At 69.3% G+C, this 22,705-nt stretch carries 10 protein-coding genes and 2 pseudogenes; 4 read left to right on the forward strand and 8 right to left on the reverse strand.

The window, feature by feature from the left end; all coding sequences use genetic code 11:
• Window positions 1-36: 36 nt before the first annotated feature.
• Window positions 37-5,307: a non-ribosomal peptide synthetase gene (locus ABT381_RS03030; protein ID WP_502965695.1), complete on the reverse strand. Its 5,271-nt coding sequence runs from the start codon at window positions 5,305-5,307 to the stop codon at window positions 37-39.
• A gap of 129 nt (window positions 5,308-5,436) precedes the next feature.
• Window positions 5,437-5,538, reverse strand: a pseudogene (locus tag ABT381_RS35860) (TubC N-terminal docking domain-related protein); the annotation flags it as partial.
• Window positions 5,539-5,797: 259 nt separating this feature from the next.
• Here ABT381_RS35860 and ABT381_RS03035 point away from each other — a divergent pair.
• Window positions 5,798-7,360: an MFS transporter gene (locus ABT381_RS03035; RefSeq protein WP_351586969.1), complete on the forward strand. Its 1,563-nt coding sequence runs from the start codon at window positions 5,798-5,800 to the stop codon at window positions 7,358-7,360.
• A gap of 70 nt (window positions 7,361-7,430) precedes the next feature.
• Here the strand turns inward: ABT381_RS03035 and ABT381_RS03040 are convergent, their stop codons facing one another.
• From ABT381_RS03040 to ABT381_RS35865, 3 genes and pseudogenes are all read right to left on the reverse strand, one after another.
• Entirely contained in the window at window positions 7,431-7,862 is a 432-nt protein-coding gene (locus ABT381_RS03040; RefSeq protein WP_351586971.1) for an ester cyclase, read from the reverse strand.
• 59 nt (window positions 7,863-7,921) lie between these two features.
• Window positions 7,922-14,662: a non-ribosomal peptide synthetase gene (locus ABT381_RS03045; protein WP_351586973.1), complete on the reverse strand. Its 6,741-nt coding sequence runs from the start codon at window positions 14,660-14,662 to the stop codon at window positions 7,922-7,924.
• A gap of 1,267 nt (window positions 14,663-15,929) precedes the next feature.
• Window positions 15,930-16,043: pseudogene (locus tag ABT381_RS35865) on the reverse strand (HipA family kinase); the annotation flags it as partial.
• A 425-nt stretch (window positions 16,044-16,468) separates the two neighbouring features.
• Here ABT381_RS35865 and ABT381_RS03055 point away from each other — a divergent pair.
• Window positions 16,469-16,792: a hypothetical protein gene (locus ABT381_RS03055; RefSeq protein WP_351586975.1), complete on the forward strand. Its 324-nt coding sequence runs from the start codon at window positions 16,469-16,471 to the stop codon at window positions 16,790-16,792.
• Between the two features lie 162 nt (window positions 16,793-16,954).
• Here the strand turns inward: ABT381_RS03055 and ABT381_RS03060 are convergent, their stop codons facing one another.
• Entirely contained in the window at window positions 16,955-17,614 is a 660-nt protein-coding gene (locus tag ABT381_RS03060; RefSeq protein WP_351586977.1) for a hypothetical protein, read from the reverse strand.
• A 1,101-nt stretch (window positions 17,615-18,715) separates the two neighbouring features.
• Here ABT381_RS03060 and ABT381_RS03065 point away from each other — a divergent pair.
• The gene (locus ABT381_RS03065) at window positions 18,716-19,933 is read left to right on the forward strand and encodes a competence protein CoiA family protein (RefSeq protein WP_351586979.1); all 1,218 of its coding nucleotides are present in this window, start codon (window positions 18,716-18,718) and stop codon (window positions 19,931-19,933) included.
• Between the two features lie 86 nt (window positions 19,934-20,019).
• On the opposite strand, the gene ABT381_RS03070 is transcribed toward ABT381_RS03065, so the two are convergent.
• Window positions 20,020-20,514 carry a hypothetical protein gene (locus ABT381_RS03070; protein WP_351586981.1) on the reverse strand — a complete coding sequence of 165 codons (495 nt, stop codon included), beginning with the start codon at window positions 20,512-20,514 and terminating at the stop codon, window positions 20,020-20,022.
• Between the two features lie 310 nt (window positions 20,515-20,824).
• Complete coding sequence (locus ABT381_RS03075) at window positions 20,825-21,265, reverse strand: recombination directionality factor (protein ID WP_351586983.1); 441 nt, start codon at window positions 21,263-21,265, stop codon at window positions 20,825-20,827.
• Window positions 21,266-21,528: 263 nt separating this feature from the next.
• Between ABT381_RS03075 and ABT381_RS03080 the strand changes: the two genes are divergently transcribed.
• Window positions 21,529-22,125: a dihydrofolate reductase family protein gene (locus ABT381_RS03080; RefSeq protein ID WP_351586985.1), complete on the forward strand. Its 597-nt coding sequence runs from the start codon at window positions 21,529-21,531 to the stop codon at window positions 22,123-22,125.
• Window positions 22,126-22,705: the final 580 nt, after the last annotated feature.

A 22,705-nucleotide genomic window follows, 5' to 3' on the forward strand; every position in this document is an offset into this window, starting at 1 on the left:
GTTCTCTGTCCGCAGCTGTCAGCGGTACGTACGCGGTCACCTGGCCGCTCCGCCGCGCTGTGCGGCGGCCAGGATCTCCTTCGCCGTGGTCCCGACATGTGGGGCTTCCAGGCAGCTGAAGTGGTCGCCGGGCACCTCCGTCACCGTGAGGTCACCGAGACACGTCTCGCGCCAGTAGGCGGTCATGTCCGCCTGCAGCCCCGGCAGGAACTGGAGCGTGCCCCGCGGGTTCAGGAACGTCATGTCGCCGGCGTACAGGTCGGGCCGGTGCGAGGTCGCCGCCGCGAAGCTCTGCCGGAAAACGCCGTAGAGCTCGGTCACCTGCTGGGCCGAACCGATGGGAGAGCCCCGGTCGAGGAGGTGTGCGCTCAACGTGTCCAGCCGTTCCTGGGGGTCGCGTGCGCGCAACGCCTTGAAGCGCTCGGCGACCTCGGCCAGGCCCGGATCGCCGTCGAGGGCGTCGAAGGCCTCTTCGCCGACCGTGCCGGGGGTCGCGGCGAGCACGGTGCGCAGTGCCCGGCCCATCAGCTCCTCGTCCTTGTGGTAACCCATCGCGCCCAGATCGGCCGAGAGAACGCGGCCGAAGGCGTACTCGTAGAGCAGCTCGTCCTCGATCCGGTACGGGACGCGGTAGCTGCTCACCACGGTGAGGGAGGCAACGTCGGCGCCGGCTTCGGTGAGCCGGCCGGCCATCTCGGTCGCCAGCAGGCCGCCGAGGCAGTACCCGACGACGTGGAACCGCCGGTGGCCCTGGGCGAGCAGTTCTTCGGCGTAGTCGCCGGCGAGCCGTGAGATGAGGTGCTCGGCGTCCAGGGCCAGGTAGCCGCGCATGTCGTTGACGGCGAGACCGGCGAGCGGGCCGTGCTCGGCCAGTTCCCTGGCCAGCTTCCGGTACGGCGCCATCGTCCCGATGCCTTCGTGCACCAGCACCCGCAAGGGTCCCTCGGACTCGTCGTTGAGCGGAACGAGGGGCGAGAGCGCGGGAGCGCTGCCGGCGGCCTGTTCGGCGGGCCGGTACTGCCGGATGTAGTCGGCGAGTTCGGCGACGGTCGGCTGGTTGAGCAGCCGCCGCAGCAGACCGTCGAAGTAGAGCTCGGCGCATTCGGGGACCTGTTCGCGAATGCGGCCGACGAACTGGGCGACCAGCAGCGAGTCACCGCCGAGGTCGAAGAAGTTCTGCCGCCGGCCCACGGACGGCACACCGAGGACGTCGGCGGCGAGGGCCGCCAGTGTCTCTTCGAGGGCGTCGGTGACTTCTTCGTGCACCACGCTGTCCTCGGACCGTGTGGTGCACCGCAGCCGCTCCCGGAGCGCCTTGCGGTCGACCTTTCCGTTGTCGGTGAGCGGCAGCGCGTCGAGGACCTCGATCTCCGCGGGGATCATGTGCTCGGGCAGGCGCCGCCGGAGGTGCTCGGTCAGCGCCGGGCCGTGGACGCGCGCGTGCTCGGGCCGCAGCCGTACCGCGAAGACGTGCTGTCCCATACCGGAGAGTGCGTCGTCCTCCTCCGGCAGGCAGACGACCGCGTCGGCGCCCAGCCCGGCTGTCAGGTCCAGCCACTGCCGCCGGGTGACGAACGTGGTGTCCTGCTCCGCACGGAAGTCCTTGAACTCCTCCATCATGAACGCCTGCGAGACGCTGATCTCCAGGTGCTCGCGGGTCGCCTCGATGAAAATCAGCCAGCCGCCCGGTACGAGGAGTTCCTTGAGGTGGCGCAGCGTGCGTTCGGTGTGCCGGGCGTTGTTCAGCACTCCGCCGCACAGCACCACGTCGTAGGAGTTCGCGGCGAGACCCTGGGGCCGGTAGTCCGCGTTGAGGTCGTAGAGCTGGTACTCCATGTTCGTACGGTCGGCGAAGCGGGCGCGGGCTCCCTGCAGGAAGTACTGCGAGACGTCGGTGAAGGTGTAGTGGACGTCGTAGGGCGCCAGGGCGTCCACGGCATGCCGGGTGGTGCTGGCGATGCCGCCGCCGACCTCCAGCACGCGCAACGGCCCGTCGGCGGCCGTACGGGCCTCGGCGATGCAGCGCAGGGCCTGTGCCGCGATGCGGTTGTTGTGTTCGGCCGCCACGTTGTGGCTGTAGGTCGCCTCGGCGACGTCCTGGCGCCCTTCGGGGAAGAACATCCGGGAGGGGTTGGCCTCGCCGCGCAGCAGTGCCCGGAGGCTCTCCGCGCTGCCCCGGAAGTACGCCATGAGGGCGGTGGGGCAGATCCGTTCGGTCCGGGCCGCCTCGGCGCGTTCCCAGGCCCGGGTGCGGTCCGCGACATCGGCCGGCCGCAGGCCGTGGTGGCGTCCGTCGTCGTCGCGGCGCACCATTCCGGCTGCCGCCAGTTCGCGGAGCCAGCGCCGTACGAGGGAATGGTGTTCGGGCAGCGCGCCGAGCGCGGTGGCGAGGTCCGCTGCCGTCGCCGCACCACCGTCCGCGAACAGGCCGGTCTTGCCGAGCGTCTGGGCCATGGAGGTCAGCAGGGCGGCGTCCAGCTCACGGACGAAGTCGGCGATGCCCTCGCCGTCGATGTCGCCTTCGAGGTCGGCGCGGACCGCAGCCGCGGCGGTGGTCAGGGCGCGTACCACGTCGTCGGCGGGCTCGGGGTCCGTGTCGAGTGTCTTGCCTGTGACGAACGCGCACAGCTTCCGGTCGGCAGCACTCTCCCCCGTGACGACGGCGGCGGCCGCTCCGACCGAGGGGGCGGAGCACAGTCCTTCCTCGACCTCGGCCAGCTCGATCCGGTGCCCTCTGATCTTGACCTGGGCGTCCTCGCGGCCCAGGAATTCGATCGTGCCGTCCGGCAGGTAGCGCCCGAGGTCACCGGTGCGGTACAGCCGCTCGCCGGTGGCGGGGTGCCGGATGAACTTGGCGGCGGTGAGCGCGTCGTCGCCGAGGTATCCCTGGGCCACGCCCGCGCCGCCGATGTACAGCTCGCCCGCGACCAGTTCGGGGCGGTCGCGCAGGTCCTGGTCGAGGACGGCGAAAGTCTGGTTGGCCAGCGGGGTGCCGTACGGAATGCTGCGCAGGTCCTCCGCCACATCGTCCAGTGGGTGGTGGATCGACCAGATCGCGGCTTCGGTCGCTCCGCCGAGGCTCACAGCCCTGAGCCCGGGGAGCAGTTCGGCCAGCTCTCCCGGGAGCGTCACGGGTATCCAGTCCCCGGACAGCAGCGCCAGCCGCAGTGCGGAGAGCGCCCCGGCGGGTATGCGGTCGCGTTCCGCGTTGAGGTAGTGCGCGAGCATCTGCATCTGGGCCGGTACGGAGTTCCAGAGGGTCACGCCGTGGTCGGCGGCGGTGCGAGCCCAGTGGGAGGGGTCGGACCGGCCTTCGTGTCCGGGCAGCACAAGGGCGCCACCGACGGACAGCGGGCCGAAGACGTCGTAAACGGACAGATCGAAGCCCAGGTTGGCGAGTCCCAGGACGCGGTCGTCCGCGGTGACGGCGAACCGCCGGTTGATGTCCTCGATGGTGTTCAGGGCACTGCGGTGGCTGATCATCACCCCCTTGGGCCGCCCTGTGGAGCCCGAGGTGTAGATGACGTACGCAAGGTCGTCGGGGGCGGCCGACGGTTCGTCGGGGGTGGGGGCCGTGGTGACGGGGGCCAGGGTGTCGACGGGGACACGAGGGATGCTGGTGCCGTGAGCGGCGTCGGCCAGCCAGGACTGGGTGAGGACGCAGCGGACGGCTGCGTCCTGGAGTATCCGGTCGCGCCGCAGCTCCGGCTGGAGGGAGTCGACCGGCAGGTACGCGCGGCCGGCGAGGAGGATGCCGAGGACGGCCGCGGGCTGTTCCCAGCCCTTGTCCATCACCACGGCGACGAGTTCGCCGGGGTCGGTGCGGTCCCGCACCGCCTCGGCCACGGCCCGGGCGTGGTCCAGCAGCTCCCGGTAGGTCAGGGTGCGGCGGTCGCTGATGACGGCGGGCCGTTCGGGGGTGCGCCCGGCCTGGCGGACGAACTCCTCGTGCAACAGCCCCTCGGGGAGCGGGGCGGCCGTGTCGTTCACCGCTCGGCGGCGGTCACGCTGGTCGGCCGGCAGGGGTACGGGGGCGAGTTCGCGCCACGCTTCGTCGCCTTCGGCGAGGCGCAGCAGCAGGGTGCGATAGGCGTCGAACATGGCATCCAGGACGCGCTCCGGTACCACGCCTTCCCGTACGTCCCAGTTCGTGGCGAGGCCGCCGCGCCGCTCGATGTTCTGGCAGTCGATCCAGACCTGCGGTGTCTGGCTGATGCCGTGGCCGAGCTGTCCCCAGGCCTCCTCGCCGAGGCCGTCATCGGTACCGCCGACACCGATGGCGCTGGTGAAGACGACGGGCATCAGGGCGGCCTCCTGGCCGCGCCGCCGGGACAGCTCACGCATGACCTCGACGCCTGAGCACAGGCGGTGGTCCAGGTCCTCCCAGAGCCGGCCCTGGAGCGTGCTAGCCCGCTCGGCGAGCGGGACCCCGTGGTCCTGAGTGACCTCAAGCAGGTCGACGGAGGTGAAGTCACCGATGAGGCGAGGGACGTCGGGGTGCAGGGGCAGGCGGTTCAGCAGGGTGAGGTTCAGGGTGAACCGCGGGTGTCTGCTCCACGCGCCGATCACCTCGGTGTACGCGGCGAGCACGGCGGTCGACGCGGTGACGCCGTGCCGGCCCGCGCGTTCCCGCAGTGCGGACCATTGCGGCGGGGTGAGGCCGAAGGCGTACCGGCGGAAGTGGGGTTGCCCCTCGGCCCCGGCGTCCCGCTCCATCGGAAGCTCGGGGGCGGGCGGCAGTTCGTCGATCCGCTGCCACCAGTAGGCCCGGTCCTCCTCGTAGCGGGGACCTGTACGCAGTTCGCGCTCGGCGCGGAGGTAGTCGCGGAACTGGATGGTCAGCTCCGGCAGTTCGGCGTCGGGACACTCGTACAGCTGGCGGAGTTCGTCCAGCAGAAGCTGGATGCTGAGGAAGTCGGCGATGAGGAAGTCGACGGAGAAGTGCAGGATGTCCTTGCCGGGGCCGCGGGTCACTCGGAGGTCGAAGAGGGGCCACACCGTGCTGTCGTAGACCCGGTGGCCCATCTCCTCCCGTATCTCCTCCCTCCGGGCCGCGCGTTCTTCCGGGCTGTCCGAGGCCAGGTTCTCGACGGCGACGCGGTAGGCGGGCCGGGTCGGCGCCACCTGCTGAGTGCCGTCGTCGGCGACGGTGGCACGCAGCATGTCGTGCCGTTCGATCATCTTCTGCCAGGCGGCTTCCAGACGTGCCGGGTCGAGCGCGTCGAACTCCAGCTCACCGTAACCGTGGCAGGAGACTCCGCCATAGGCGAAGACGTCCCGGCGGCCGAGCAGGTATGCGGACTGCATGTCCGTGAGAGGGAAGGGGTCGTGACGGCTCTCCGGGTCCGGCTCGGCCGTCCGCCCGTCGGCGGTCCGGCGCAGCCGTTCAAGGACCTCGGATTTGCGACGCCGGAGCTCCTCGCGCAGCTCTTGGGTCAGGGCTCCGGCCGGCGACCGGTAATGCAGTCCGCCGTCCTCTTCCCAAAGCTGAATGCCCCGTCGTTCGAGTTCAGCGATGAGCAGTTCAGCAGCATTCATCCGAAGTCCTCCTGAAAGAGGGGCCGGCACGCAAAAGAACGCGCTCCCCCGTCGACAACCAACTGCGGACACCGGTCATACGCCTGGTCAAAGACGTCGGCACGCAGCAGAAACGTCGTACGCCACCTACTGATCAATCCGGACGGCCTAGAAGCTAACACCCGGTCAACTTCGGCCACAACCCTCTTCCGTGGTAGAGCGGCACCTGGTTTGATTACGCGTATACATGATCCGCTACGAGGAGACGAGGAACGCGCCGATGACGGAAAGCCCGACGACTGACCATCGCGAGGCGGCAGCGCAACCAGAACGCTGGACACAGGCTCAGAAACGGCTGCTGATCGTCGTCGCGGCCGCAGCGGGAATCTCCGGAATCGACACCACCATCGTCAATGTGGCGCTGCCGCACATCGGGACCGACCTGACGATCTCCCTGGCCGGACTCCAGTGGGTCGTGGACGCCTACAGCCTGCTGTACGGGGCCTTCCTGCTGACCGCCGGCGTACTGGCCGACCGCTGGGGGCACCGCCGGATGTTCGTCCTCGGCGTGCTCGCGTTCGCACTGACCTCCACGGTGATCGCCGTTTCGCAAGGGTCGGAAGTGCTGATCGCGGCGCGCGCCGCGCAGGGGGTCTCGGCGGCCGCCCTGACCTCCGCGGGACTGGCCCAGCTGACCGCCGGCTTCCCCGGCCGGGCCAGGGCCCGCGCACTGGGCCTCTACACCACCGTGGCGTCCTTGTCGTTCGTCGTCGGCCCGCTGCTGGGCGGAGTGCTCGTCGACTCGGCCGGATGGCGCTGGGCGTTCCTGATCAACCTGCCGCTGTGTCTGGCGGTCGTGGCCGGCTCCCGCGGCCTGCCCGGCGGCCACCGGTCCGCCGACCGGCCGCTGGACCCCGCCGGCCTGCTCCTCTCCGCCGCCGGCCTGATCGCGGTGACGTACGCGGTGATCGCGGCACCGGAACACGGCTGGGCCGGCACGACGACCCTCGGCTGCCTCGTCGCCGGCCTCCTTCTCCTCGCGCTGTTCGTCGTGGCCGAGCGGCGTGGCCGTCACCCCCTGCTCGACCTGAGCCTCCTGCGCGCCCCCGCCTACAGCGGCGCGCTGCTCACCCTCTTCACCATCGTGGCGTCGTTCTTCGGCCTCATGATGTTCCTGGCCATCTGGTTCCAGCAGGTGCGGGGCTACTCCGCATTGCAGGCGGGGGCCGCCCTGCTCCCCATCATCCTGCCGTTCATGGTGACGGCTCCCATGGGCGCCAAGCTGCTGAAGAAGTTCGGTACGGCGACCGTGACGGCGGTCGGCAGCGCCGTCACGGCCGTCGGCCTGCTCCCCCTGACCATGCTGAACACGGACAGCAGCTGGCTGCACCTCGCGCCGGCCCTGGTGGTCCTGGGCGCGGGTGGCGGAGTCGTCCAGGCCCCCGTCATGGCCGCGGCCCTCGGCGCGGTCCCCGTCGAGCGCGCGGGGCTGGCCAGCGGCCTCGCCAACAGCGTGCGCCCGCTGGGCATCGTGGTGGGCGTCGCGGCGCTCGGCACCGTCCTGGCCACGCAGGTCCGCAGCGCCCTGGAGGGGCCGCTCTCGGCGGCGCACGTCGGTACCGGCCGCGCCGAGGGAATCATCCACGCCGTCTCGGCGGGGCGCCTGGAGACCGTGCCCGGCGTCCCGTTCCGCGCTCTGCAGGACGCCTTCACCCATGGCCTGACCGCAGTGGCCTGGGGAAGCGTGGTACTCGCCGGGTGCTCGGCCGTGATCGCCGCGTGCACCCTCCGCACCGGGCCCGCCGCCCGCCCCGCGGGTGCCCCGGCGCCCCAGGAGGGCTGACTCGCCCCCATGACGAGAGGGGCCTCGGGTTCGCGGACCCGAGGCCCCTCTCGTGCGTGCCGGCGCACCGTCAGGGTTTCGGCGTGAATCCCAGCTGCTCCATGAACTGGAGACCGTCGGAACTCACCCAATACTCGGTGAACTTTCCGTCACGGCAGCGGAAGATATCCATACCCGCGAAGGAAACCTCGGTTCCCACGACGGCCGACGAACCGGGAAGTTCACCGTTGTACTTTCCCCGGAAAATCCACCTGCCGGACACCAGGTCGTTTTCCGCGAGCGGGCCGACGACGACGTCGACGTGCACCTCGGAAAAGAGCGAGACCCCGCGGCGGACCATTTCGGCCAGCTGAACGGGGCCGGACACGTCCTCGCCCGGCCAGTGGGCAACAAAGTCCGGCGCCGCGAGCTGCTCCGCGAGATCGTCCATCTTCTCCGGATCGGCATGCCAGAGCTCGTCGATCCATTTCCTGTAGAGCGACCTGTTCTGCTCCGCACTCATGCGCGTCTCCTCATACACCCGACGTTCGTGTACACGTACACATACTGTACCCCGCCCCATCAGATGCTGCCCTCGTCCATCGGCTCCGAAGCCGACGGGCGTCGGGACACGATCAGCTCGGCGAGCTGCCGCACGGTCGGTGCCGCGAGGAATTCGCGCAATGTCACCACCACGCCGGAGGACTTGCGGACGGACTCGGCGAGTCGGGTCGCGAGCAGGCTGTCCCCGCCGAGGACAAAGAAGCTCTGATCCCGGCCCAGCCGGTCGACGCCCAGCAGCTCCCGCCACTCCGCCGCGAGGGCGAGCTCCGTCTCTCCCCTCGGTGCTTCGAGGGTCTGCTCCTGCGGGCGCGCGCCGCGCAGCTGCCGGACGACCTCGGCACGGTCGACCTTGCCGTTCGCGGTCAGGGGGAGCGCCGCCACCTCGACCAGCAGCTCGGGGATCATGTAACCCGGCAGCCGGTCCGCGAGCCAGGTACGCCACGCATCCGGGGCCGGACCGCCGGCAGGCCCCGGTCGGCCCGACTCGGGCACCACCATCGCGGCGAGCCCGGTCGCCGGCTCCCCGACGGTCGCCACCACGCACTGGGCGATGTCCGGGTGAGCGGTGAGTGCGGTCTCCACCTCGCCCAGTTCGATGCGGTGCCCGCGCACCTTCACCTGATGATCAGCGCGCCCCAAGAACTCCAGCGTGCCATCCGGCCAGTACCGCCCCAGATCCCCGGTCCGGTACCACCGCACCCCCTCGCACTCCACGAACTGCCGCGCCGTCCGCTCGGCATCACCGCAATACCCCAGCGCGACCCCCGCACCACCGATCCACAACTCACCCGGCACCCAGTCAGGACAGTCCCGCCCCAGCTCATCCACCACCCGGAAGCGCTGGTTGGTGAGGGGCCTGCCGTACGGAACGGCGGACCAGCCAGGGTCGACCCGGTCGACCTCGAAGAAGTTCGACCACACCGCGGCTTCCGTGGCTCCACCGAGCGCGACGAGGCGGCAGCCGGGAGCCTCCCGCGCGAGCCGGCCGCGCAGGTCGAGGCCGACCCAGTCACCGGAGACCAACGCCACGTCCAGGGAGATCAGGGGCGGGCCGTCGTCCGCAGCGACGAGCAGCATGTCCAGCAGCGCGGGCACGGTGTTCCAGACCGTGACGTCCCGGCGTCGTACCAGTTCCGCCCAGCGCCGGGCCTCCCTGCGTTCGCCCTCCTCGATGAGGACGAGGGCGCCGCCGGCCGACAGCAGCCCGAAGATGTCGTACACCGACAGGTCGAAGTCCAGCGCCGACACCGCCAGCACCCGGTCCTCCGGACCCACCGCGAACCGCGCGTTCACATCCTCCAACGTGTTCACCGCCGCCGCATGACTGACCATCACCCCCTTCGGCTCCCCCGTCGAACCCGACGTGAAGATGATGTACGCCAACTCCTCCGCGTCCACCGCCACCGGCTCCGCCAACGGCTCCGCACCCCACGCCTCGTCCAGCACCGCCTCGGTGAGCACGACGGAGACTTCCGCCCGGGCGAGGATGCGCTCCGCGCGGCGCTCCGGCTGGTCCACCCCGATCGGGACGTACACGCCACCGGCCGCGAGGACCCCCATGACAGCCGCGATCTGGCCGGGGCCCTTCGGCAGGCGGATCGCCACCGCGTCGCCCGGCCGGACACCGGACGCGGTCAGATGGCCTGCCACCCGCAGCGCCCGCTCCGCGAGCCGGCCGTAGGACCAGATCGTGCCGTCACCGCAGATCAGTGCGGGTGCCTCGGGATCGGTCCCGGCGCGTGCGAAGAAAGCCTGGTGCAGCGGTGCCCGCCGTACCTCGGCGGTGGTCGCGTTGGCCTCGGCCCGGACGCTGCGCTGGGCTGCGGGCAGCGCGTCCGGCAGCGGCCGGGTCCAGTCCACGTCGGCGAGGGAGAGCACCAGCTCACGGTGGGCGTCGAACATCGCGTCCAGCACGCCCTCCGCGAACAGTTCCTCCACGGCGTCCCAGTTGAAGCGGACGCCGCCCGCGAAGTCCATGACCTGGTAGTCCAACCACACCTGCGGCGTCTGGGAGAGGCCCCAGACCTGCTCCGCGAACGGCGGCGCCGCCAGCTCCGCGCCCACACCGAGCGCACTGGTGAACACCACCGGCATCGCCCCCGTGGCCCGGTCGTCCGACCGCGCCATGTCCCGCAGCACCTCGATCGCCGAGACCGTACCGTGGTCGAGGTCCTCCCAGAGGCCGTCCTGGAACCTCCGGGCACGCTCCAGGAGCGACTCACCGCGTCGCGGCCGGTACCCGGCCAACAGCAGTGAGGTGAAGTCACCGACGACGGACCGGATCTCCGGGTGCACCTCCTGCCTGTCGAAGAGGGTGAGATTCAAGGTCACGTCCGCCCGGCTGGACCACCGGCCCAGCACCTCGGCGTAGCAGGTCGCCAACAGGGCCGCCGGCGTCAGGCCGTGGGCGCGCGCCTTGTCGCGGATCTTCTCCCACTGCTCCGGGGGGACGACGGCCTCGCGCCGTGTGAAGCGCGGCGCTGTGACCAGCTCGGGGTCGGTGCGCAGCGGAAGCTCGGGCGCGGGCGGCAGCTGGGCGGCGCGCTCGCGCCAGTACTGCCGGTCGGCCTCGCGGCGCTCCGGGTCCGGCCGGACGTTCAGCAGGTAGTCCCGGAACGACAGGGTCAGCGGCGCCGGCTCGGCGCCCGGGTCCCGGTAGCGGGTCCCCAGCTCCGAGAAGACGATCATGATGCTCAGCGCGTCCAGCACGAGCAGGTCGAGGCTGAACGCGATGCGGGTCGGCCCGCCTGCCACCCGGACCGCCCGGATGTCGAAGAGCGGCCAGCGCGTCGAGTCGAGCACCTGGTGGGAGAGGCTGTCGCGCATCCTCGTGAGGGCGGCCTCCCGCTCCCCCGCGGACACGTCGGTGACATCGATGCGGTACTCGGGGACGGCGGGCAGGATGCGCTGCGTTCCGTCCTCGCCGAACACCGCCCGCAGCATCTCGTGTCGTGCCACCACGCGGTTCCAGGCGTCCTCCAGCCGGCGCACGTCGAGGTTGTCGTCCTCGAACTCCCAGTACCAGTGGGACGCCACTCCACCGAGGGCGAAGTCCTCCGTCCTGCCGAACCAGTACGCCCGCTGCACGTCGGTCAGCGGGAACGGCTCGTAACGGCCCTCAAGATCCTCGACGATCGTGGCGGCCGGGGCTTCCGCTGTCGTGTTCGTGCTCAGGGAGGCCGCGAAATCCTTCAGCACCGGACGGGAGAGCAGGGTCCGGAGCTCCACGCCGGACAGGCCCGCGGCACGCAGCCGCCCCGCTGCCCTGGTGGCGAGCAGGCTGTCACCGCCCAGGGCGAAGAAGCCGTCGTCACGCGTGACCCGGTCGACGCCCAGCAGCTCCTTCCAGACCTCGGCCACCTGCTGCTCGGCTCCGGCCCGCGGCGGTTCGCCCGGCGTGCCGCCGGTGCGCGAGGCGTCCAGCAGGGCCGATATCCGCCTGCGGTCGATCTTCCCGTTGGCGTTCAGCGGCAGTTGTTCGAGTACCAGGATCCGCTCGGGGATCATGTACGAGGGGAGGTGTCCGGCGAGCCGGTCGCGCAGCTCGTCCGGGTCCGGTACGCGCCGTGCGGGCTGCACGGCCGCGGCCAGCTGCGGCGAGGTGCCGCCCGTCACCAGGACCACCGCTCGGGCGACATCTGGCTGCTTGTCGAGTGCGGTTTCCACCTCACCCAGCTCGATGCGGTGCCCGCGCACCTTCACCTGATGATCAGCCCGCCCCAAGAACTCCAGCGTGCCATCCGGCCAGTACCGCCCCAGATCCCCGGTCCGGTACCACCGCACCCCCTCACACTCCACGAACTGCCGCGCCGTCCGCTCGGCATCACCGCAATATCCCAGCGCGACCCCCGCACCACCGATCCACAACTCACCCGGCACCCAGTCAGGACAGTCCCGCCCCAGCTCATCCACCACCCGGCAGGTGACATTGGCGAGCGGCGTCCCGTAGGGCACGGAGCGCCAGTGCCCAGGGATGCCGGTCACCTCGCACACCGTGGAGTGGATGGCGGCCTCGGTGGTGCCGCCGAGGCCGGCGAGTCGACTGCCGGGCGCCCACCTTTGCAAGCGGCCCCAGAGGTCCACCGTGACCCAGTCACCGCCGAGCAGGGCGACACGGAGCGGCACGTGCTGTCCGCTCTCCTCCGCCGCGATGAGGAGCATGTCCAGCAGGGCCGGTACGGACTGCCAGACCGTCACCTGCTTGTGCCGCACGAGACCGACCCAGCTCAGGGCATCGCGTCGCTGGTCCTCCGAGACGAGGACGAGGGCGCCGCCGGCCGACAGCAGCCCGAAGATGTCGTACACCGACAAGTCGAAGTCCAGCGCCGACACCGCCAGCACCCGGTCCTCCGGACCCACCGCGAACCGCGCGTTCACATCCTCCAGCGTGTTCACCGCCGCCGCATGACTGACCATCACCCCCTTCGGCTCCCCCGTCGAACCCGACGTGAAGATGATGTACGCCAACTCCTCCGCGTCCACCATCACAGGCTCCGCGAGCGGACCGGCCCGCAGTGCCTCGTCGAGCAGGAGTGGCTCAAGGCCCTCGGGCCAACTCGGGTCCTCGCGCTCGTCCTTGTCGGTCAGGACGGTCCGGACGCCGGCCCGTCGGTAGATCTTCGCTCTGCGGGACGACGGCTGATCGGTCCCGATCGGTACATACGCGGCACCGGCGGCCAGTACGCCCAGGACGGCAGCGACCTGTCCTGGCCCCTTGGGCAGGGTGACGGCCACGGTGTCTCCTGGTACGACACCGCGCGCCCGCAGCGCTCCCGCGACCCGCAGCGCCCGCTCGGCCAGTTCATCGTAGGTCTGCTGCTCGTCGTCTCCCCACAACAGCGCCGGACGGCCGGGCGCCACGGCGGCCTGGTGGAAGAACTCCTCGTGCAGGAGCGAACCACTGCCCGCGGCGCGCGTGTCGTTGCAGACGGCGCGTACGGCACGCTGGTCATCCGGCAGCAGGTCGGGCAGCTGTCGGCCCCAGTCGTCATCGGGGCCGCCGAGCCACTCGATGATCCTGCGGTAGGCGCCGAACATGGCATCCAGAACACCTTCGCCGAACAACTCCTGTTCCGCATCCCAGTTGAGCAGCAGACCACCGTCATGCTCGGTGACCTGGTGGTCCAGCCATACTTGCGGTCCTTGCGAGATCATCCAGGAAGGTGCGCCGAAACATCGGCGCACCTCCTCGCTGAACAGCTCCCCCAAGCTGAGCCCACTGGTGAACACCACTGGCGCATACACCGGATCGCCGTTGTTGGCCCGGGTCAGGTCGCGCAGTACGTCGACGCCGGAATATTCGGTGTGCGCCATGTCGGCCTGCAATCGGCCATGCAGCTGCCGCGCCCGCTCCAGAAAAGTGCCCGCCTCGCTGAGGTCGACTTCGAGCAGCAGAAGATTGGTGAAGTCCCCACTGAGCCGGAAGACATCCGGGTGCACTGCTTCCCTGTCGAACAGCGGTAGGTTCAGCACGAAGTGCTTGCGCGAGCTCCACGCCGCCAGCACTTCGGCGAAAGCGGTGGCGAACACCGTGGAAAGCGTCACGCCGTGCGACCTGGCGCGCGCCGCGAGCCGATCCCGCTCGGGGCCGCTGAGCCAGTGGTGCCGACGGCTCGGTGAACGCCGTGTGAGGCGCTCCGGGTCCACTGCCAGCGGGAGTTCCGGGCCGCCGGGCAGCTCCGGCAGGCGCTCCTGCCAGTACGCCCTGTCCGCCTGGCGGCCTCGCTCGCGGCGACGCGTGCGGTGGGCCAGGTATTGCGGGTAGCTGTAGTCGATGGGCGGCAGCGATGCGTGCGGTGCGTCGTAGAGCGACGCCAGATCGGCCAGAACGATGCGGAAGCTCAGCGCGTCCGCCACGAGCATGTCGACATTGACGTGCACCCGGGTAGCACCGTCCGGGAGCAGTGAGAGCTGGACGTCGAAGACCTCGCCGCGTTCCACCGCCAGGCGTCGGCCCGAAAGCTCCCGGCGCAACCGCGCCAATCGCTCCTCGGCCTCGTCCATGCCGTGTTCCCGCAGGTCATGGATTGTCAGGCCGGGCCAAGCGCTCTGCTCGGCGATCCACTGCCGGCCGTCGTCGGTGAAGTGCGCCCGCAGCATCGCATGGCGCTGCGTGAGAGCACGGACAGCCTGTTCCAGCCGGTCGGGCTGCACGTCGCGGCCGGTGAACTCATTGTAGAAGTGTGCGGCGACGCCACCCAGCACCTGCTCGTCGCCGCGGCCGATCCAGTACGCATGCTGCATCAGGGCCAGATCGAACGGCTCCGTCCCGCTCGGGGCGGCTATCTCCTCCGCCGTCAGGCCCTGCTCCGCGCCGGCCTGCCCAGCTTCTCGCGCCGAGGTCACCGCGTCCCACCAGTCCTTCAGCACCGGGCGCGCGAACAGCTCGCCGAACGTGATACCCGCACCGTCCGCCTGCCACCGGTTGACCAATGTCATGATCATGATGGAGTCGAGCCCGAGCGCGGTGAGGTCGGCGTCGTCACGGACCCTGTCGAGTGGCTCGTCCAGGATCTCCGCGATGTCCTGACGCATCAGCTCCATGGAAAGCGGCTCGCCGCCCCCTCCGTCGCCGAGTTCGACAGCCTGCTCCACCTGCCCTCCCTCTTCGAAGAGAACGGCGGACTCGAACAACGTGGAGGAGCCGAAGAGGCCCCCCGCCGACTCATCCTCCGGGGCCACCACATCTTCCGTGCGGCGTTCCACGTGCAGGACGTCCAACGCTCCGCGTCGGTACAGCTGGAGAGCGTCGTGAGCCATCGGCTCCCCCTCCGGCGAACGCGGCAGGCTCGACGCCCCCACACAGACGATCTCTTCAGGAGGTGACTGGGACTCTTCGGTAAGTGCGGTACGCAGCATGCCGGCCACAGAGACAGGAGGGACATCCGCCGCCCCCTGGGCGCACTCGACGAACACCGTCGGCCCATCGTCGAGAGACTGCTGAATCAAGCAGATCCCGCCGCATCGCGCCTCGGCCAACCGCCGCCCCAGAGCCTCCGCGAGCTCCCGTTCCGTTAGGCGTCCTGTCCCTGACGTAATGCCCCGCTGCGCTTCCACCAGCCTGACCTCATTCAAGTCGGGAGTTTGTTTACTTGTACCCCAACCCTTCAACCCCTGTACAGGGAACGCGAGTTTCACTGCATACCCAGCACCACACCGTGCGCAGTACCCATCCCCGGGAACACCGTCCACTCCCGACCGCTGCGGCCTCACGCTGCGACCAGCCACAACAGAACGGCGACCGACACCACCCTCCGGGAACCGCAAACTCACGCCTCGAAGCTGATGGGCGCAGTCGACTCGACCGCGGCGCCGACCCCGGCGACGGGTTTCTGCGCCGAAGCCCGACATACCGCAGAGGCTGGAAGAACCCCCATCTCGCTCACGCACACCACCCGAAGCCCCGGTCGCACTCAATCACCAGGGACTGGCATCAAGCCTGCGCCGTGAGTACCACGATCTCCCATCCCGACAATTTCCGGCTTCCCCCGGCCGGCGTACCACGCCATGCGAGGGCCCCTCACTTCGCGCAGTGCAGCACCAAGCCGGTTCCTTCGAGGCGGGCGGCCGAAAACTCGAGCCACCCAAGGAGCACCGACGACGAGAAGAGCGGAATGGGCCCTTCGTGATCAAAAGACGGCGATACCGACCAGACACCTATGTGCAGGAGACCGACGTGACCGAGGACATGCTCGCAGGCGCCAAGGGTTCGCCGAATCGGTTCGCAAACCCCACGGCTTGCCTGCTCGCGGACACTGGGTAGGTCACGCCTCACTGCCCCGCGGTCCATGGCCACGCGCCCCTCTCGCCCAACCGGACGCGGGGCCGTCTCTGCAGCGCCCCCCGGATGAGGGCCACTCCCAACGGCCCCGGCCCTTTGGAGAGTTTCCGGGGAGAACGGCCCCCTCTGGGGAGTCCGTGGGGAGTTCCGGCCGCATAGACGCGCACGAACCTGAAAGCCTCCGCAAGAGGCATTGCCGCAGCTCAGCGGGCTGCTAACGGCCAGAACCGCAGGTCAGCGGCGTTGCCCGGGGAAGCACATAACATACGTCCCAAGATCGTCCCCTTCAACGATCCCGGGGAGCGACCCACCCTCCCTCAAGGGAGTCACATAACGAGTCGCAATGACTTCTGTCAGCATTTCCCCAGGCTATACGCCTACCTGGCCTTAGGAATCAAGACGGACCGACAAGTCCCTCCGACCTGGCGATCCGCCCTGAACCCCCTGGGGAATTCCTGGGGAGTTCCTGGGGAGTTTCGGCTGCGGGCGACCACGCCGCCCTCCCCACCACCGAACAGGATGTCGATGGCACCCCGTCCCCTGTTCCCTGCCTCCGGCATGAAGTGCGCGTAGTGGTCCAGCGTGATGGTCGGCGACGAGTCACAAGGCGCCCAAGAGCGGGGCGAAGGCCGCGGGGCCGGCGGCGACGGCCGGGGTGGAGTGGTGTAACACCGACTTCGAGAGCATCCTCGCTACCCGGTTCACCGAGTGCGATGTCAGGTCGGTGCCGATCTATATCCGCATGGACGGCGCGATCCAGGCCACTGCTCGCTGCCTCCGCCCTGGTGGACGCGGCCGACACGCTGAACTGTGACGAGTTCGCGTTCGCCTCCTCCTACAACAGCGGCGGCATGTCGTCCGCTGAGGGCGGCCTGAACCCCACCCTCCTCCCGGGCGGGACCACGCCGACGGGTGCGGCGTGTATTGGCACCTACGCCAAGAAGCACGACAGCATGGTCCACCTGTTCTCCTTGAACGGCACCGACCCCACGTTCAGCGAGGTGTGCGGCCGGTCGGCCATCTTCGGCATGCACAACCAGGAATCCATGGGCAACCACTTCGCGACGTTCATGCGGGACATGCGGATCATGGACAAGGATGCGTACTGACTGGACACGCGGATGGATGACGGCGGCATCTGCACGTACGGCATCGGCGGCGGTCAGCCGGTGCTCTACAAGCTAGCCGCGGAGTAACACCCCTGGCCGCAACGGCATTGGCCCCCACCCTGCAATCAGGGTCGGGGCCAGTCTCGGGTGCGCGGCAGACGGTCAGGCCGGGGCAATGAGGACGCCGGGAAGGTCACCGGCCTTCACGGCGTCCTGGTCGATGGCCACGCCCGTGTAGGCGCCCACTGCGGTGAACACCAGCTCGGGCAGGCGCCCGCCATGCTCCTCGAAGTACGCGACGACTTCGCCCTCACTGGCCTCAGGCATCGACGGGAACACCGCGCCCGCGGCGCTGAGGGAGGCATCGACGGCCGAGCCCTGCCCGGTGTCGGTGCCGAAGTCAGCCCGATACGCGCAGGCATCGGACGCATGGATGATCAGGGCCGGGGGGCTGAAACGGTTGGCGGTCAGGCAGAGGATCTCTTCGCCCTCGCAGGGAAGCATCGACTCGACCTTGCCTTGGTAGCCGGTCGCCCAGGTTGCCATGCCCCAGTCCTCCAGCACGTACGTCCACTCACCGCACGTGCCGTACATGGAGCGGTTGAGGTGGGGGGAGGGCTGGCCCGGCTGCCCTGCCGGTGCGCGCAGCTCCCTGCCCGGGGTGCGCGCGGCTAGCGCGTCGAGGTCGGCGCCCAGGTTGATGAGGAACTCGTCCGTCTCCACGCCTCGGGCCAGGGTCAGCGAGATGCCGCCGAGCATGCCGGGCACGGCCGATGAAGGGGTGTGATGGTGTGCGCCCATCCACGCTATGCCGTCACTCATGCCGGTCAGACTATTGGCCTGGCACTGGCGGTAGTCCGGGTGGTGGCAAGTGCCGGCACAAGCAGTGCGGCCGGTTGTGGTTCTGCGCACCGGCCGCAAGCGCGCCCGCATTGCCCGCTTTCATGACCCCATAAGCAGTTATGCAGGGTGTGAGTGGTGAGGAGTTGCCGTCGAGAAGCGCGCGGTCGTGGGTTCAGTTTCGGCCAGGGATCGAAGCTGCCGGCGGAACCGTTCTGGACCCGGTGTGGCAGCAACCCCCGCCAACTTCGCTCGGGACCGGGGCCTTTGCCGGGCGTGCGCGAGGGTGGACTTCTCGGAGCGGGCATGGGCGGCGTTCAAGGCGACGGTGGCTGAACTGGTCGGCGCTGTGCTGAAAGAGCCATGGCGCAGGTTGGACAAGCCGCATAGCGCCATGTACGGGGAGGCTCCACGCTGGAGAGTCCCAGCGCCTCGGCATCAACCCCCACGTGGTGGCGATCGCCGTCCGGCGCCAACTCATGAAAGTCGAGCATGGTTCTCCCTGTCAGTGGGGTGAAGTGTCCAACCACATGATGCAGGGGCCAGCACGAGACGGATGCTGCTTGTGACGGAGACGGCGGTTGTCCGGCAGGTAGGCGTCCCGGCGCGGCCTCGGGGCGTTCCCGGCGCGTGCTGGGGGAATGGGACAGCGACGCGTACCAGTTCGTCGGCACGCCGACCTTGCTGCCGCCCAGTCGTGGATGAACGAGCGGGCGCTCGATGACGCTACCGCGGCGTAGGCGGACCTGAACGCGGCTGGCGGCGGGACGGCGTCCGGCCGATGCTGCCCCCGCCCGGCCCGGTCCACCGACCGCCGCCTGATGCGTTGTCAGGGGCCTGCGGCACACTGGGCACCTCACCGTTGGAGCAGGGGGGCTGATGGCGTTCCGGGCCGTGCACGCGCAGTGGGGGACCGTTTTCGCGCATCTGCCCGATCTCGGTTGCGGACGTACCTGGGAAGCGGTGTGGAAGACCCGGCCGCCCGCGCCGCTGACATGCGACGAGTGCGGCCACGCAATGCACGCGAAGACCTCCCGCACGGGGTTACGGTTTTTCGCCCACGCACCGGGCGCTCCGACCTGCATGCTCGCTCTGGAGTCGGTCGCCCACCACCTGCTCAAGCTGGAGCTGGCGAACGCCGCGAGAGACGCCGGCGCACACGCCGAGCTCGAAGCCCGCGGTCCCAACGGCGCCTGGCGCGCGGACGTGCTGGCCAGCGCCCCCGTCGGAACGTGGAAAACGGCGCTCGAAGCCCAGCTCGCGCCGATCACCGACACCGACGTCACCGCCCGCGCCCAGAAGATGCGCGCCGACGGCGTCACCTCGATCTGGTTCAGCGACCGGCCCCGCCCGTCGTGGCTCGGCGCCGTCCCCTCTGTGCGTCTGACCCGGCCGGACGGCGCGGATCACCTCGCCGTCGCCGAGGGCCTGGTGCGGTTCGACGAGCGCGGCTGGGAAGCAGTCCCAGCTACCCTGACCCAGTTCCTGACCTGGGCGTTCACTCACAGGATCGTTCTCCACACGCCGCGGACCCCGCTGCGGTACCCGCAACGTGCGCTGGCCGTGGTGTGGACGGCGCCGCATTACATCACGGCCGAAGACACCCACCTCGCCGAGGAGGAACAGCGGCGACACCTCGACGAGCTCCGCCTGGCCGCGCTGGAACGGGAGAAGGAGAAGAAGCGGGAGAAGATCAGGGCCAGGAACGCCGTCACCCGAGCCAGGGCCCTGGAGGAGGCCACCGAGGCCGAGCACGCTGCCCGCGCCCTCCAGGCCGGCAGGCTGCGGGAGATCGCCATCGGGTTCCGCCGCGGTGTCAACCAGGCCCTGGTGAAACTGGCCGACGAGCACAATGTCACCGCGACCGTGGGCTGGAGCACTGGCGACCCCCGGTATGCCGGCGGCGTCCCCCACGTCGACGAGAGCGGCGTCCCAGTCGCCGTCTTTGACCCGGCGCCGGAACGCGTCCAGGGCGAGGCATTCCTTCTCCTGGCCGGGCTCCTTCTGATCTTCCCCAGCAAGACTGACCAGCGGCGGTTCGAGAACGCGGTGAACACGAAGAAGAGGCACCGGCCGATCGACGGCTACCGGACCGCCTTCGTCGAGGCCCCGGCCGCCCGTGCCTGCACCTGTGCCGTCCCACGGCTCGTCGCGAAGATCCACAACGCCGCATACCCTGCCGAACCGAGCGACCGGATGGGTCCGGGCGCCGGCCTGTTCCGGGCCGAGTGCCGCAGCTGCGGCAGGCAGTACAACAAACCATGGCGCCGGATCGGCAGCACCCCCATGCCCCGGGCGTGAAGCGAAGGCGCTCGATAGCTGCTGTCTCGTTCCTATGCCGGTCCGGCCGGTCCGTTGGGCCCCAACAAAGTTTGCATACTTCTCGTTCAGCTGCAGAAGATGCAGCCGTTCCACATGGGCAACGCGCTCAGGACTCTGTGGCGCACGCACGAGGCGATCGCGGCGTGCGGCCAGTCGTCGTCCTCGCAGGGAAACAGCGAGTCCGGACGAGGTTCTGCAGGCGGTGTGAACGAGGCCATCATGTCGATGAACCGCCGAAGGTAGCCCTCCGCGTACGGCGGGTCGTAGTCCAGCTCGTACCACCGGTGACGGGTCAGTGCGAGGTTGGCGGCGCGCAGGACGAATTGCTTGGACCGGGCGCGCTGCTGGGGTGTCGCTCCCCAGTCGATGTCCCGAAGGTCGAAGCCGACGCCCCCACGACCCATGACGTTCTGATCCTGGAGTGATAGCAGTCCCGCGAAGCGATAGTCCCACGGGTCCTCGACGAGGTCGGAGACAGCGAGCGTCAGGACGTCGATGAATACTTTGGTGCCGCCGTTGGTCAGATCGAGGTCTTTGTCACCGGCCTTGAACAGGTTCACTCCGCCACCGTACGGCGCGCGCGTGAACGGCCCGGCGCACGAGAGGCTACGACACCACCACAGGCGGGCCCGTCGCTGCCTTGCCCAGGGTCTTCGGGCAGAGCCGTGTAAGGAGGTGTCGCCCTCCGCGGACAGAAGCTAGCCCGGAGAATCCGCCGCAGATGCGTCTGCCTCTCCAGATGTGAGCCGACGATCCCGGCGTACTGTCCCTCGGACGTCATCCGAGGGGCAGCTGTCGGAGCAGCCTCGAACGCACGGTATCCAGTCCGCGACGCGCTTCAACAGCCTTCTGAAACAGCATCGCAGGCCGTCAATAGCTCACTTCGACTCCTGAAGAGGGAGCGAATTCGATCAGGTCCATGCGAAGCGTGAATCGTGCTGCCCCCGTACGCAACACGGCCAGCACGGAGGGCAATTCTGCGACAAACTCCCACGACGAGGAAGCTAGAGCAAATACGCCTAACTCGGGGGCGTCAGAGAGCGAGAACATCAGGAGAACGTCCGGCCGTGGCCCACGGCCGGCTTTCGCCTTCGCCTTCCGCCCGGAGAGCGGACCTGTGCATCCACACGCCTTTCCCTCCGATGCTTCGGGCTCCAAAAACTCCGTGCCGTCGCAGACATGGAAGTTCTCCCCCCTGACCTCATATAGCTCGAACTCCCTTCCGAACAACCTGGTCAGGGCCGCAGCAACCCCTCGGTCGTTTGTCGACACCCGCCAAGATGAAAGCGCCGCTATGAGTCGTCGGCTCACCTCCGTTTGAGCGGAGGTGAGCCGAACGGATCCGCCTCCGCCGTCCTGCCCCTGGCTTTGTCCACTGCAAGTGGCAGCGTTTGTCGGCTGGTTCGGGCAGCAGGTGAGCCCTGGCCCGCGGACGAATGTTTCACGAAATTTGACGGTACGGTGCTCGCGTCGGTCGGACGGCTGCCATGATCACTCAGCGGCCTCGCACCTTGGCACACCACCCGGCGGCCCGGGTCGCACCGCGACAGCGTGACCAACGGAAGGGATCCGGCGTGCGCAGACTCGTCCACTACATCGCTACCACCCTCGATGGCTTCATCGCGGGCCCGGACGGCGGGGACCCCACCGGTCCCAACGGCTTCTGGCCCATACCGGAGGACTACATCCAGCACCTCGTGGCCGAGTACCCGGAGACGCTGCCCGTCCAGGCCCGGCAGGCACTGTCCGTCACGGCGGAGGGCACGCACTTCGACACTGTGCTGGAGGGGCGGCGCAGCTACGAGATCGGTCTTGCGGCCGGCATCACCGACGCCTATCCCCACCTGCGTCACCTGGTATTTTCCCGGACCCTGACCGAGAGCCCGGACCCGGCCGTCGAATTGGTCGCCGACGACCCGGTGGCGACCGTGCGCGAACTCAAGCAACAGGACGGCAAGGACATCTGGCTACTGGGCGGCGCCGATCTCGCGGGCTCCCTGTACGCCGAGATCGACACGCTCATCCTCAAAGTCGGCCCGCTGACCATCGGCGACGGGATCCCGCTGTTCTCCCGCAAGGCCGCCTTCGACCCACGCACCTGGACACTCGCAGACCACACCGTCCTCAAAAGCGGCGCGGTGTTCCTCACCTACACGCGCGTCGGCAGCTGAACGCTCCGGGCGGGCGGCGCTTGTGCGAGGGGCCAGGCGCGCGGGCGCGCTCAGAGGGTCACGCAGGCGCCGCCGTGCCGCATGCCAGGGCCGTGGACGGCTGCAACGCCAGATGAGTACGGCGGGGGCGACCCAAGCCGGCCACGTGCGGCGCGACCTTCGGCATCTGCGGCATGACCAGGACCTTCCCCCGAGAACACCGCGACGTTGTCCTGGCAAGCACCCCACCGCCGTCAAAACTCGTGAACACGGACCGACAGTGGATCTGGGTGCCTCCCAAGCCGATGAACAACTGACTTCACGACTCACGAACAAAGCCAAGCCCCGCACCGTGCTCTCCGCGCGAGGGGAAGTGAGCCGGTGCGGGCGACCTCTGGGCGACCTCGGAGGCCCAGTACCTGCTGGCGCTCCAGATCACGGCCGTCGCAGCAAGGACGGCGTCGCACTCGTTGGCTGCGGAGCCGGCCGAATAAACACCTCCGGGTGTTGATTGTCCCTTCCCAGTGAGCGCGGTGCAGTCGGGGAGAAACATGAGCAGCCTGAAGGTCTTCCGGGTCAGATGCGGCCGGGCCACAGAGAT

Origin of the sequence: Streptomyces sp. NPDC000151, assembly GCF_040301705.1 — a bacterium.
GTDB lineage: Bacteria > Actinomycetota > Actinomycetes > Streptomycetales > Streptomycetaceae > Streptomyces.